At 38.1% G+C, this 13,742-nt stretch carries 10 protein-coding genes and 1 pseudogene; 3 read left to right on the top strand and 8 right to left on the bottom strand.

Features of this window, described 5'->3' with window-relative positions; genetic code table 11:
• Window positions 1-453 precede the first annotated feature (453 nt).
• Window positions 454-1,023, top strand: a complete 570-nt coding sequence (mnmM, locus tag BMX83_RS01460) for a tRNA 5-(aminomethyl)-2-thiouridylate-methyltransferase MnmM (RefSeq protein ID WP_091632296.1) — start codon at window positions 454-456, stop codon at window positions 1,021-1,023.
• Between the two features lie 58 nt (window positions 1,024-1,081).
• Here the strand turns inward: mnmM and BMX83_RS01455 are convergent, their stop codons facing one another.
• The 5 genes and pseudogenes from BMX83_RS01455 to BMX83_RS01435 all read right to left on the bottom strand — a co-directional run bounded on the left by BMX83_RS01455 (window position 1,082) and on the right by BMX83_RS01435 (window position 8,521).
• On the bottom strand, window positions 1,082-2,038 hold the full coding sequence (locus tag BMX83_RS01455) for an ABC transporter permease (protein WP_091632294.1): 957 nt from the start codon (window positions 2,036-2,038) through the stop codon (window positions 1,082-1,084).
• Window positions 2,039-2,040: 2 nt separating this feature from the next.
• Window positions 2,041-3,135 (bottom strand): ABC transporter permease, encoded by a 1,095-nt coding sequence (locus tag BMX83_RS01450; protein ID WP_091632540.1) that lies wholly within the window; start codon window positions 3,133-3,135, stop codon window positions 2,041-2,043.
• A gap of 64 nt (window positions 3,136-3,199) precedes the next feature.
• Window positions 3,200-4,708 (bottom strand): annotated as a pseudogene (locus BMX83_RS01445) (ABC transporter ATP-binding protein); the annotation flags it as partial.
• A gap of 194 nt (window positions 4,709-4,902) precedes the next feature.
• The gene (locus BMX83_RS01440; protein WP_177170450.1) at window positions 4,903-5,985 is read right to left on the bottom strand and encodes a BMP family lipoprotein; all 1,083 of its coding nucleotides are present in this window, start codon (window positions 5,983-5,985) and stop codon (window positions 4,903-4,905) included.
• A gap of 184 nt (window positions 5,986-6,169) precedes the next feature.
• Window positions 6,170-8,521, bottom strand: coding sequence for an FtsK/SpoIIIE family DNA translocase (locus BMX83_RS01435; RefSeq protein WP_091632291.1), 2,352 nt, complete (start codon window positions 8,519-8,521; stop codon window positions 6,170-6,172).
• Between the two features lie 169 nt (window positions 8,522-8,690).
• On the opposite strand from BMX83_RS01435, the gene BMX83_RS01430 reads away from it, so the two are divergent.
• Window positions 8,691-9,059 carry an acylphosphatase gene (locus BMX83_RS01430; RefSeq protein ID WP_091632289.1) on the top strand — a complete coding sequence of 123 codons (369 nt, stop codon included), beginning with the start codon at window positions 8,691-8,693 and terminating at the stop codon, window positions 9,057-9,059.
• Window positions 9,060-9,140: 81 nt separating this feature from the next.
• Window positions 9,141-10,127: a membrane protein insertase YidC gene (yidC, locus tag BMX83_RS01425; protein WP_091632287.1), complete on the top strand. Its 987-nt coding sequence runs from the start codon at window positions 9,141-9,143 to the stop codon at window positions 10,125-10,127.
• A gap of 329 nt (window positions 10,128-10,456) precedes the next feature.
• Here the strand turns inward: yidC and BMX83_RS01420 are convergent, their stop codons facing one another.
• The 3 genes from BMX83_RS01420 to BMX83_RS01410 form a co-directional block, all read right to left on the bottom strand.
• Window positions 10,457-11,332 carry a nuclease-related domain-containing protein gene (locus BMX83_RS01420; RefSeq protein ID WP_177170449.1) on the bottom strand — a complete coding sequence of 292 codons (876 nt, stop codon included), beginning with the start codon at window positions 11,330-11,332 and terminating at the stop codon, window positions 10,457-10,459.
• Between the two features lie 126 nt (window positions 11,333-11,458).
• Window positions 11,459-13,003 (bottom strand): HAMP domain-containing sensor histidine kinase, encoded by a 1,545-nt coding sequence (locus BMX83_RS01415; RefSeq protein WP_245746607.1) that lies wholly within the window; start codon window positions 13,001-13,003, stop codon window positions 11,459-11,461.
• Window positions 13,000-13,692: a response regulator transcription factor gene (locus tag BMX83_RS01410; RefSeq protein ID WP_091632281.1), complete on the bottom strand. Its 693-nt coding sequence runs from the start codon at window positions 13,690-13,692 to the stop codon at window positions 13,000-13,002. The genes BMX83_RS01415 and BMX83_RS01410 overlap by 4 nt, the downstream gene beginning before the upstream one ends.
• Between the last annotated feature and the right edge of the window lie 50 nt (window positions 13,693-13,742).

The following is a 13,742-nucleotide window of genomic DNA, read 5'->3' as shown; positions in this document are numbered from 1 at the left end:
CGCGGTACCACCTATATTCACCAACTTGAACGTTAAATATTCCAAGTGGCCTCAATCCTTAACGCGGAAGACGGATGCAAGAACGTTAGCTCTTGTATCAGCATATATTACTGCGGGCGAGTTCAGTTATTGTCTCATGTATTTTCACCAACCATACACTCTCTAAAACAGACAAGTTCCCTAATATTCCCTCAATGCATTTAAAATCTTGGATTAATCATACCAAAGCGTGAAGAGAGTCGCAACACTTATTTAGTAACTTGATATAAATTAATAGATTTAGTTACAGATAGCAAGAGATAACTTAGGTAACTTAGTTAACTTCGAAAATTAAAGCTTATGAATGGTCATAAAGTGTTATCCCGTATTTGATTCCAATATCTATTCTCTGTTATTATTGAGTGTGTTTTACTATAATTGCTTTTATATATTTCTTAAGGAGAGAATTAAACAATGCTGCTACAAGCCTTAGCTTTTACTCATTCATTAATCAAAGAAGCCGTCCAACCCGGTGACACAGTTATAGATGCGACAATTGGGAATGGTCACGACACCTTACTTCTTGCGCAACTTGTTGGAGCCACCGGTAAAGTAATTGGTTTCGATATACAAAAACAAGCGATATTAAACACTGAGAACCGCCTAAAAAAAGCAGATGCACATTCCAAAGTCAGCCTTTATAACCAGGGCCATGAAACAATTAAAGATATTATTGATCCAGATGATAAGGTTGCTCTCGTTATTTTCAACTTAGGTTATCTACCAAAGGGCGACAAAACTGTTGTTACTACACCCAAAACCACTTTGGAAGGCATCAAGCAATCATTAACTCTTTTAAAAAAGAATGGCCTACTCTTATTGATGGTTTACCATGGTCATGACGGAGGCACGAAAGAGAAAAATGCCATCCTCGACTTTTCTAAGTCACTTCCTCAAGAAAGGTATTCTGTGTTAAATTATCAGTATTTAAACCAAAAAAATGACCCCCCCTTTCTTATTGCTATCGAAAAAAGAAAAGAATAGTTTAGCCTTTACATGAAAAACCCACCTGGTGCTTACACCAAGTGGGTTTTTGTATTCGTTATTTAGATCTTATAAAGGTATTTCCTAAGTCTTTAGGTGCTGTAGAACGTCCAACAACTCCGACTAGAATAATAATAGTCAATAAGTATGGAAGAACTTGCAACCAAACGCCTGGGATATCTTGGATAATTGGAATGTAGTTCCCGATACGAGCTAAACTTTGAGCAAAGCCGAAGAATATAGCTGCTCCCATTGCTCCTAGAGGGTTCCATTTACCAAAGATCATGGCAGCCATCGCAATAAATCCTTGCCCGGCAACAGTTAAAATACCGAACTCGTTATGGATAGCTTGAGCTTGGATTGCACCACCGATACCACCTAAGAAACCAGAAATCATAACACCTGAATATTTCATCAAGTAAACGTTGATTCCAAGTGTTTCAGCAGCGTGTGGATGCTCACCAACTGAGCGTAAGCGTAAGCCAAAACGTGTTTTAAACAGAACAACCCACGCAATGATTGCAACGAGTATCCCTAAATAAGCTGGTCCTGATGTGTTCTGGAAGAAAATCGGACCAATAACTGGGATTTTTTCTAATAAGAATATGTCTGAGAACCCGAATGATCGAGCTAACGGACCTGTTTGAGCTGCACCATAGATAGCACGTGTTAAGAATACGGCTAAGGCTGGTGCGGCCAAGTTAATAACAGTACCAGAAACAATATGATCTGCACGCAAGTTAATCGTTGCTACTGCGTGAATCAATGAGAATAGTATTCCGATAACACCACCGGCAAGTAAACCTAACCAAGGCGTCATAGCACCGAATGTACTGTAAAACGATAAGTTAAATATGGCAGACATAAAGGCACCCATAACCATGATACCCTCTAGGCCGATGTTTACAACTCCACTACGTTCTGAGAATGTTCCACCTAAAGCAGTAAAGATTAATGGAGCGGCGTAGACAAGGGAACTTGAAACAATCAATTGTAATAAAGAAACGATATCCATGCCTATTCTCCTCCTTTTTCTGCAGTTTTATTGCTTTTCATTTTATCTAGTACTAGACGGATAACATAGTTAGCTCCAACGAAGAAAATGATTGCTGCAATAACAATGTCAGCCATTTCATCTGGAACACCTGCGCGGTTTGGCATAAACCCGGCACCAACATCTAGAACACCAAATAAGATGGAAGAGAAAAAGATACCTACAGGATTTCCTAAACCAAGTAACGCAACCGCGATACCGTTAAACCCTAAGCTTGGTAGTCCACTTTGAGTAAAGAGGTTACCAAATGTTCCAAGCCCATGAATTGCGCCACCTAATCCTGCTAAACCACCACTGATAAGCATAGATAGGATAATATTTCTTTTTGCACTCATACCTGCATAAGTAGAAGCATCTGGGTTTAATCCAACCGCTCTTACTTCAAATCCTGCTGTTGTCTGAGTCATAAAGAGCCAGTATAAAAACACAACAATGATAGCAATAAATAATCCCATGTTAATTCGTGATCCTTGTGTTAGGGTTGTTAACCAACCAACACTCAAACTTGCATTTTCGCTGACCATATCTGTCGTATTTCCTGTAGTTAGTACACTTCTGATAATATAATTTGTCAGATGTAAAGCTGTGTAGTTCAACATGATTGTGACGATAACTTCACTCGTTCCAAAGTAAGCACGTAAAGTACCGGCAATTCCTGCCCAAACCGCTCCTGCTACAATAGCAGCTCCAATACTAATTGTTAGTAATATAATTCTTGGTAAATCCGGGAAACTTAAAGCTACCCAGATAGCTGCAACCCAGCCAACAAGTAATTGACCGGCTATACCAATGTTAAAGAATCCAGCTTTAAATGCTATAGCAAAGCCTAAACCTGTAAAGGTAAGAACCGTTGCCTGTCTTATAGCCTCACCTATAAAGTAAGGACTATTGAAAACTCCCATTAACATAGCCTGGTAAGCATCAATTGGGTTATAACCAAAGAGCAACATGAGGAGAGCTCCGAAAATGAATCCTAAAAGAACAGATAATATAGGTATAAGTAAAGCACTAAGTCTACTCTGTTTCGTCGTTAGCAACAGTTGCACGCTCCTTTCCATCATTCTCTGCATTCCCAGCTGCTCCAGCTGCTCCAGCTGTTCCAGCTTTAATATCTTTTCCTGCTAATTCTTTCTTAGCTTTCTCCAATGACACACCAGCCATTAATAGACCTAGTTCATTTTCAGATGTTTCGTCTGCTCTGACAATCGCAACTATTTTTCCATCATACATAACGGCTATGCGGTCAGATACATTCATAACTTCATCTAATTCATAACTCATGAGTAACACAGCTTTTCCATTATCGCGTTGCTCAATTAAACGCTTATGAATATATTCAATCGCACCTACATCAAGTCCACGCGTAGGTTGTGCTGCAATCAATAATGCTGGGTTTCTGCTAATTTCACGTGCAATAATTGCTTTCTGTTGGTTACCACCAGATAATGAAGCCGCTGTAGATTCTTCACTCTGTGTACGAACGTCAAATTCTTCAATAAGCTTTTTAGCAAATTCCTTGATTTTTCCATGATTGAGCAAGCCATTTTTACTGAATGGTTTCTGATAGTATTGCTGCAAAGTCATGTTCTCTTCAAGTTTCATAGGTAAGACTAATCCGTGACGGTGTCTGTCTTCAGGAATATGTCCTAAGCCAGTCTCTGTTACTTCACGCGGTTTTTCACCTGTGATATCTTTCCCATCAAGCTTAATTGTGCCTGATTCTGCTTTAGTTAAACCCGTAATAGCTTGAATCAATTCTGACTGACCATTCCCATCAATACCGGCTATCCCTAGTACTTCTCCGGCCTTAACTTCAAGGTCAATATTCTTCACTGCTTCGAGGCCACGCGATTCTTTAACCGTTAGATTTTTAATTTCAAGAACAGGTCCTTGAGGTACGCTCGCTATTTTGTCTACTTTAAATGATACAGAGCGCCCAACCATCATATCAGCAAGTTCTTGTTGTGATGTGTTTTTAACATTTACAGTGTCAATACTTTGACCACGACGAATAACTGTACAACGATCTGCAACTTTTTTGATTTCATCTAATTTATGTGTAATCAAAATAATTGATTTGCCTTCGTCTGTCAGTTTTTTCATGATATCCATTAATTCATCGATTTCTTGAGGTGTTAATACCCCTGTTGGTTCATCAAAGATTAAAATATCTGCACCACGGAATAATGTTTTCAGTATTTCCGCACGTTGTTGCATTCCTACACTAATATCTTCGATTCTAGCAGATGGATCTACGGTCAGACCATATCGGTCAGATAAGTCTTTCACGTCTTTTTCTGCACCTTCATCATCCATAAAGCCATAATTATGTTTTTCTTTCCCTAACATAATGTTTTCAGCTACAGTAAATTTATCAACAAGCATAAAGTGCTGGTGCACCATTCCGATACCTAGCTGGTTAGCTTTTTCAGGTGAATCTATTTTTGCTTTCTTACCATTAACATAAATTTCTCCCGATGTCGGTTCTAACAATCCAGACAAGATGTTCATCAGAGTTGACTTCCCTGCGCCATTCTCTCCTAAAAGGGCATGTATTTCACCTTTTTCAACATTCAAATTGATATTGTCATTCGCTTTGAATTCGCCGAATCTCTTTGTAATGCCTTTCATTTCTATGACTCTTTCTGTCTGTGCCAATACCGATCCCTCCCTATCATGATAGTTTAAATAAACTTACTCATAATTATTACTTATTTTCCAGCTTTGTGCAAGCGATATTTTAACCTTATTAGAAAAAGCGCCAGCCCATAGACCAGCGCTTAACTATTAACTTTTAAAACTCTGAACTTTAAAGTATTTAATTATTATTCGCTATAAGTGAATTCTGGTACTTCAATATCTCCATTAATTACACTTTCACGTGCTTCCTCAACAGATGACCATACATCATCAGATATGTTACCACGTACCAATTCAACTCCGCCTTTTTCAAGACCGTAAGCAATTGTTTCTCCACCAGGGAAACCTTCATCGATTGCTTGGGTAGTTGATTCTACAACAGCATTACCTACTTCTTTAAGTGTTGAAGTTAAAGTAAGGTTACCACCATCGTAATTCCCTTCTTCTTCTTGGTCACGGTCAACTCCGATTACCCATAGTTGATCGTCTCCATTTGATTCCATACGGTTACGCGCTTCAGTAAATACGCCATTACCTACAGCACCAGCTGCGTGATAAATGATATCTGCGCCATTTGAGAACATACCAGCTGCGATTTGCTGACCAATACCAGCATCATTGAATGATTCTGCATATTGTACGTCTACTTCTACACTGTCGTCAGCGTGAGCAACGCCTGCTTCAAATCCTGTTTGGAAACGGTCGATAACTTGTCCTTTGATTCCACCGATAAATCCAACTTTACCTGTTTCAGTTGTTTCAGCTGCTGCTACACCTGCTAAGAAAGCTGCTTGGTGGTCTTTAAATGTTAATGAAACAACGTTGTCACGATCTGAAATATCGTCAACAATTCCAAAGTGCTGGTCAGGGTTCTGGTCAGCTACTTGGTTTACTGAGTCTAGTAATAAGTATCCAATACCATAAATAATGTCATAGCCATCTGCTAAAGCCTGGTTGAAGTTAGGTACGAAATCTGATGAGTCATCTGACTGGTAGTATGCGTAACCTGTTCCTTCATCAAGGTTGTTATCTTTACCCCATTGTTCAATACCTTCCCAAGCTGACTGGTTAAATGAACGGTCGTCAACGCCACCTTCGTCAGTTACCATAGCTACTGAAAAGTCTGTTGATTCTGAAGTTTCTCCACCTGTATCTTCTGTTGATGTATCTTCAGACGATGAGTCAGATGCGTCCTCCCCTGAACATGCTGCTAAAAGAAGTGCTGATGAACTGATTGCCAATAAACTTCTTAATTTGATTTTTGACACTATAATTCCCCCTAAAATTTTTTTTTAAAGGTTTACCACATTCTATTACAGTATTTTTTGGTTGGAGAAAGACTGTAATAATTTGTCTGTTAACCCTTTCATGACTTAATAGTAACATCCCTGTAATAAAAAGGAAAGTTAATTTTTTTTAATCTTATTTTAATCTTATTATATTGTTGAAATCCTAATTTTCTTCCGTCTCTTCGTTTCTTTCTGTCATTTCAGATTCGGTAACCAATACATCTCTAGGTTTAGACCCTTCATGAGGTCCTACTATTCCATTTACTTCCATTTCATCTACGATACGCGCAGCACGATTGTATCCAATTCTGAAACGTCTTTGTAACAATGAGATACTAGCTGTTTGCATATCCACAACAAGGGCGACAGCGTCATCATACAATTCATCCTCTGAGTCATCTGCTTGCTTTTTCGGTTCATCTTTTGGAATCATTTCTTCTACATAATTGGCTTCCTGCTGCTCTTTTACAAAATTAACAACCGCTTCAACTTCTTCATCAGAAATAAATGCCCCTTGTACACGGGTTGCTTTATTTGCTCCCATTGGTTGAAAAAGCATGTCTCCACGTCCAAGTAATTTTTCTGCTCCGTTACTATCTAGAATCGTTCTTGAGTCCGTTCCACTAGACACGGCAAAGGCAATACGAGACGGTACATTGGCCTTAATGATTCCTGTAATGACATCAACACTCGGCCTTTGTGTCGCCAGTATCATATGGATTCCAGCCGCACGAGCCATTTGTGCAAGCCTTATGATTGCATCTTCTACTTCATTGGAAGCAACCATCATAAGATCCGCCAATTCATCAACAATCACCACAATAAAGGGCAAGGGAAGCAACCCCTCATCGTTTTCATTATTCTTTTTCTTAACATATTGATTGTAACTTTCCATATTTCGTGTGCCACTGGCTGCGAACAGCTCATAACGCCGTTCCATTTCCTGAACAACCTTATGAAGGGCTTGGGCAGCTTTTTTAGGGTTCGTAACGACAGGTGTCAATAAATGTGGGATGCCGTTATATACATTTAATTCAACCATTTTGGGATCAATCATCATTAGTTTTACTTCATTTGGTTTAGCTTTAAGTAAAAGACTTGTGATAACGCCATTTATTGAAACTGATTTCCCTGATCCAGTTGCCCCAGCAACAAGTAAGTGCGGCATTTTAGACAAATCTGCCATTGCTACATTACCAGCAATATCTCGTCCCAATGGTACCTCGAGTAAGCGGTCCTTGTTATGTGCTTGCCCTTCAATGGTATCTCTAAAGGAAACGGTGCTCACTTCAGAATTGGGTACTTCGATTCCAATAACAGCCTTGCCAGGGATAGGTGCTTCCATTCTGATATCTTTCGCAGCTAACGCGAGCGCTAAATCATCTGATAAGTTTACAATTTTACTAACTTTGACACCCGTAGCTGGTTGAATTTCATACTTTGTAACAGCCGGACCTAGATTAGCTTTTGTTACTTTAGCTTTCACACCAAAACTTTCAAAGGTTTCTTCTAATTTTTTAACATTTTTTTGAATAATTGTGTATTCTGCTGATTGATCCACTGCTTCATGTTCATCTAATATCGAAACTGGTGGCAATTTATATGATTGATTCTCTTCTTCACCAATTTCAAATTCCACTGCCCCTTCATCTTCACCGTCAGTTTCATTCGCCTTTTTATCAACTGCTTTTTCTTTTTTATCTTTACTCTCTACCTGCTGCTTGTATTTCGCTTGCAGCTCTTGATAACCTTCGATTTCCAGCGATGATTGTTCTTTGTCTTTGCTTTCTTGTTGTGTATCGACAGCGCTTGGCATAGCCTCACCCTGAACTGATGTTGCTTTCTTTGCATTCTTTTCTTTTTTTGTTGCTTTTGTTTTCTTCTGCTGAACTTTTTCAGAGAATGTTGCTTTGATATTTTTTAAACCACTTGTTAATGCAGTCCAAATCGCCTTAAGTATTCCTCTTACCTGATCAAATAACTGTCGGTAAGAAAACTGGAAAAAGGTCATAATCCCAAAAAAGACTAGCATAATTATCATCAAGTAAGTGCCTGCTACACTGAAAAGAAAATAACTTATACTGAAAAAGATTGACCCTATCATACCCCCACCAATATCTGTTCCGATACTGTTTGTAATAAATTGTGGCCAGAAAAACCGCCATGTGGCTACAATACTGTTGATCGATTCATTCATAATCGGAGCAAACCACCTTGAATGTAAAAATACAAGCCAAGCTGTAAATAAAAGCGCGCCTCCTTTAACTTTGGAATCTCTCAGACTCGGCCAATCCCCTTTTAAAATAAGATAGATACCAAGTCCTAATAATATAATTGCTAAAAATGTAAATGTTTGTCCTACAAAAAATCGTAGAACATTAGAGAAAAACCGTCCCATAAAGCCGAAGGATCCCAATGTCAATATACTCATAAATGAGAGAGCAAATCCTATTCCTTCTGGGGCTATTATATGCTGTTTTTTCTTTGGTCTTCCTCGTTTCTTTTTGCGTGGCATTCTTACACTCCTTCCTATTTATTCTAACCAATTATAGCATGAAATATCTCCTCAAGGTAGGTCCGTCAAGAATCATCTTTCTAATTTTTTCCTTTGACGTCGGGCGGATAAAACCAGTAAACTATTAGTATAACTATACAAATGCACATTACAAAAAAGGAGGATTTAAATGGGTTCTATTTTTAATGATTTTCTCGCCCAAAGGGACAATAATTCAAAAGGCGAAATTATTTATACCAATGATTCACCCAAAGATACTGCTACTCAAAAAATACGCGCTGAGATTTCCGGTCGCGTGCAAGGCGTCGGTTTTCGATTCTCAACAAAGCAAGCTGCAGATGAGCTAGGTGTTAAAGGTATTGTTAGAAACGAAGCCGATGGTACTGTTTATGTAGAAGCAACCAGTGATAAAAAGCATTTAGACCAGTTTATTGAATTACTCCGTAAGGGGCCTTCTCCAGCTGCTGTTGTCGAAAAAGTTGTCGTCACCTATGACGAAAAGATTGAAGAAAAATCAAATTTTTCACAGGTTAATTGAATTTTTCCATCCATTAAGGTATAGTGGTCAATAGCATATTAGAAAAAATACGACTAAATCAACTTAAAGGATGGAATGTAATTGAAAAATCGCACTAAAAGATGGTTATTATCAGGTGGAATGCTTTCCATCGTTTTATTTTTATCAGGTTGTATGAGAATCGATCAGGAGACAGGAAAGCCAGCTGGCGGTTTTTCACAATTTTTATATAATTACCTCGTACTCCCGACTCAACAGTTTATTGAAGTTCTTGCAGACTTTACGGGAAGTTATGGCTTGGCAATTATTGTCATTACGATAATCGTTCGTATCTTAATCATGCCGCTGTCTATTAAACAACAGCGTACGACTCTAGAACAACAAGCAAAAATGGCTACAGTCAAGCCCGTTACTGATGAGATTCAAGCAGAAATGAAAGAAACAAATGATCCAAAAGTTAAACAAGAATTACAAGCAGAAATGATGGAAATTTATCAAGAAAACAATGTTAATATGCTCGGTGGTTTGGCGGGGTGTTTGCCGTTACTTATTCAACTCCCAATCTTTACTGCCATGTTCCAAGCTATTCGCTTATCAGATACCATTCAAGGCGCAAGCTGGCTAGGAATCAATTTAGGTGAACGAAGTATTCTTCTTGCTATTTTAACAGGGGTTGTTTACTTTGCTCAAACAAAAGTAATGCAAGCAGGAATGCCTGAAGAAACACGTAAACAATCTGGCGCGATGATGTACATGAGTCCTGTTATGATTCTTATGGTTTCTATTACTGGTCCAGCTGGTTTGACATTATACTGGTTCGCAGGTGGTTTCGTTGCAATAGGTCAGTCTCTTATTACGAATCTTTACTACAAGCCAAAACTTGAAAAAGAGATGGAGAAAAAACATGGTGGCAAACCTGTTGTTAAACGTAAAAATTCTAAGCGACGAACCGTTCAAGCTACCCAAACGGATTCTAGTTCTAAACAGTTAAATCAGACGTCAACTAAAAAGAACAAACGCAATAGTCAAAGCCCTTTCGAACAGAAAAATCGTCGAAACTCTGGGAAGCAGCAAAACAGAAATAAATAGTATTGACTCATAATGAAGAGGCTGGGACTTTTTTGTCCCAGCCTCTTTGTTTTTATGTTTTTTTAATAGGTAGCAATCGTGTTGCCACGATTGCTGTCCGTATTATCTTTATTTGAACTCTCTTGTGTTCACTCGGATGCTAGCATGTGCTAAGTACGACATTTTGATTTCAAAAGTGTTCACTCAAACACTAGCGCGGGATAAGTACGACATTTCAATCCAAATAGTGCTCACTCGGATGCTAGTGCGTGCTGAGTACGACATTTCAAGCTCAATAGTGCTCACTCAAACGCTAGCACGGGATGAGTACGACATTTTGACTGATTCTCTTACGCTAGTGTTTTTAAAAGCCTGCCGATTCGTCTCTTATTTATCTCTCCGCCAATCCAATCATATACGAGCGAAGAGGTAACCTTTATTTCCGGAAACAATAGATGCACTTCATCAATCTGATTCATCAATAATTGATCGATTGAATAGTGTTCGCCGCAATCTCGACAGGTTGCTTTTCGTTGGCTTCTTATTAAATTGAATGAATAGCACTCACTACAAATTAATCCCTTTCTAAATTCTTCGTAGTCATACTCTTGCGTCGTTCCTCTATACTTTCCACTGCTTTTCGTTTCCAACATCAGTTTATTTATAAATTGGTTGTTGTTCTTAGACGTTTTATCCCCTATACTTTTCAAGCGTTCGAAATGGTTTTTAATTTGTGTAGGCAGGATAAAAGGATTACTTCTTGTAGCATCATAAAGCGTAAATGCTAGATTGACAAAAATCACATATGACTTTATTTCAAGGGTATGAGTCCACTGTCCGACAACCTGCTGCAAAACTTTTTCTGCACGTTTTAATTGAATACTCGGACAAATAAACTCCTGACCCTTTGACGTCCTGAAATGACCAGAATGTTGTTGGTAGTCTCCTTCATAATTTTTCACTTCGTAAAGTCTAAGCGTATTTCCAATAAAGAGTAAGGCATCGATTTGAGCAGTTGATCCGTTAAAAGACAATAATCTATCTTTTAAAAGCGTTACATCCTGACCGAGATAATTATCCATCCATTTATCAAAGACCTCTTCTCCTTCTAAACCCTTTTTAAGGTTAATCAAATACTGCTGCTTGGCATATTCCAACTTACATCGACAATTAAGTGACTCCAATAATTTAATCTGATTAGATTTTTTACGTGCCTTTTCTTTCATTTTACTCCTCCAGTTAAAAATTATTTTTGCTTCTATATTATTAATTGTCATAAAAATTTAAAAATCACTTTTTTCCAAAAATAAAAACCGAACCACACAATTTTCGTATGATCCGGCATGATTATTTTATTTATTTTTAGTATGTTTTCGTGTTTCATCACTTGTCTGATTTTCTTGGTCCTTAAGTTTAGGAAGTTCAACTCTGAAAATGGACCCATGATTGAGTACACTTTCAGCCCATATTTCTCCTTTATATCCTTCAATCAGTTCTTTAGCAATAGCTAGTCCTAAGCCATTTCCACCTTTGTAACGACTTCTTGCTTTATCTACACGGTAAAAGCGATGGAATATTTTTTCAGTATCTTCTTCAGTCATCCCCTCACCGAAATCCTGAACAGCAATTTGGATATTCGGACCATTATTAGAAGCACTCAAATGCACTGTTTTTTCATTTGTAGAGTACTTAACAGCATTATCAAGAAGGATAATCAGTATCTGCTCCAAATGGTTACGGTAAATATTGACGTAGTTGTCCTCACTTAAATCATCGTCGAGGATAAAAGTAAAATCAGGATGAACAAGTTGGAAGTTATTATATGTCTGATTAACCAATTCTCTTACTGATGTGCGTTCATCTTTATAATGAATGTCGACTTGTTCCGCACGAGAGAGATCAAGCATCTCTTGTACCAGACTCTTCATACGCTCAATCTCTTGAAGGGAAGCGCTGAGTGATTCATCTAAAACTACGGGATCGTCTTTCCCCCATCGATTTAACAATTTCATATGTCCTTCAACGACTGCTACCGGAGTACGCAATTCATGCGAAACATCTTCCACAAATTGCTTCTGCTGCTCAATATTCCTTTGCATACGATTTAGCATAGCATTATACGCGTTGGCTAATTCCGTCAGTTCATCTTTCCCATCCCCTACATCTATACGTTGATGAGATTCAGGATCTTTTTTAACAATATGCATAGCTTCGGTCAATCGCCTGATCGGCTGTAGGAAAAAGATGGCAATAATGTAACCAATCACTCCACTAAAAAGTAAGGCAATGACGCCTGTCAAAAGTATTGCACCAAATACACTTTTAATTAAATCATGGTAGGAGGACAAAGTATTTACAACCTGTACATAGCCGATTTTTTCATTATTCAAAAAAGAATAAACAGGTGTGATAGCTGAAAGTGCCTCGCCATTTGGTCCTTCTTCAACTGTATCTATTTGAAGTGTCTCTTTTGCTTCAAAATCGATGTCTACTTCATTCGTGCGATATAATAGCTCTTCTTCTGAGTTATACACTCTTATAATAATACTGCTCTGGCTGGCGCGCAAAGGCGTACTGCGCTGGTTCTGCGACTCTTCAAGAATTGGTGTTTCAGGCGTTAAGTAGAGTTCATGCTGGTTCAAAACTTCTTCTACATCTTCTTCAGTTAAATCATAAAAATTCTGACCAAAACGTTCAGTCAAATTCACCATGACATTTCTTACTGCCTGCTGTTCATTATCTATCATGAACTGTTGGAAGGTAATAAATAGAATGGTGGAAAAAATAGTGTACGTTAAGAATAAAGCAATTGCAGCCCCGATAGTCCACTTCCATCTTAAAGAAATACGTTTTTTCTCGTTTATTCCTTTCGTATCAACGGCTGCTTGAGAATTCACGTGCGCATCACATAGCCCGTTCCTCTAACCGTTTGAATATAGCTCTCTTTTCCAGACACATCGATTTTATTTCTTAGGTATCTAATGTAGACATCCACTACATTAGTTTCGACTTCTGTTTCGTATCCCCATACTTTATTAAGTAGAACTTCACGAGAAAGAACGACATTCAAGTTTTCCATTAATTCCACAAGTAATTCGTATTCTCTCTTTGTCAATTCAATAATTTCATCGCCACGTTTAACTATGCGATTTTCTTTTTCTACAGTGATATCTTTGTAATTAATTGTCGTTTGTCGACTAATGTTTTCTTCTGTTTCAATTTCGATACGACGAAGCAATGCGCGCATTCGGGCTAGTAATTCTTCGATTGCAAAAGGTTTCACGACATAATCATCGGCACCATGATCAAATCCAGACACACGGTCTATAACTGAATCGCGCGCTGTCATCATAATAATTGGTACATTGCTTACCTGGCGTATGCGTCTTGCAACATCTATACCATTCAACTCAGGAAGCATTAAATCAAGTAAAATAATGTCCCATTCTTTTTTTGGATCAATTGCAGCTTCAAGTCCAGAACGTCCATCAAAACGGACTTCTGTTTCAAAATTTTCATGTGTTAGCTCAAGTTCAACAAAGCGAGCCAAATTCTTTTCATCTTCAATAATTAAAATCTTTGCCACATTTTTCACTCCTACCCTATTTTTACATCTGACTATTTACTTACATGCGA

Source organism: Alkalibacterium gilvum (genome assembly GCF_900109085.1).
Classification (GTDB): Bacteria; Bacillota; Bacilli; order Lactobacillales; family Carnobacteriaceae_A; genus Alkalibacterium; species Alkalibacterium gilvum.
Note: the sequence above shows the minus strand (reverse complement) of the source record. Positions and strands in the feature narration are given on the sequence as shown.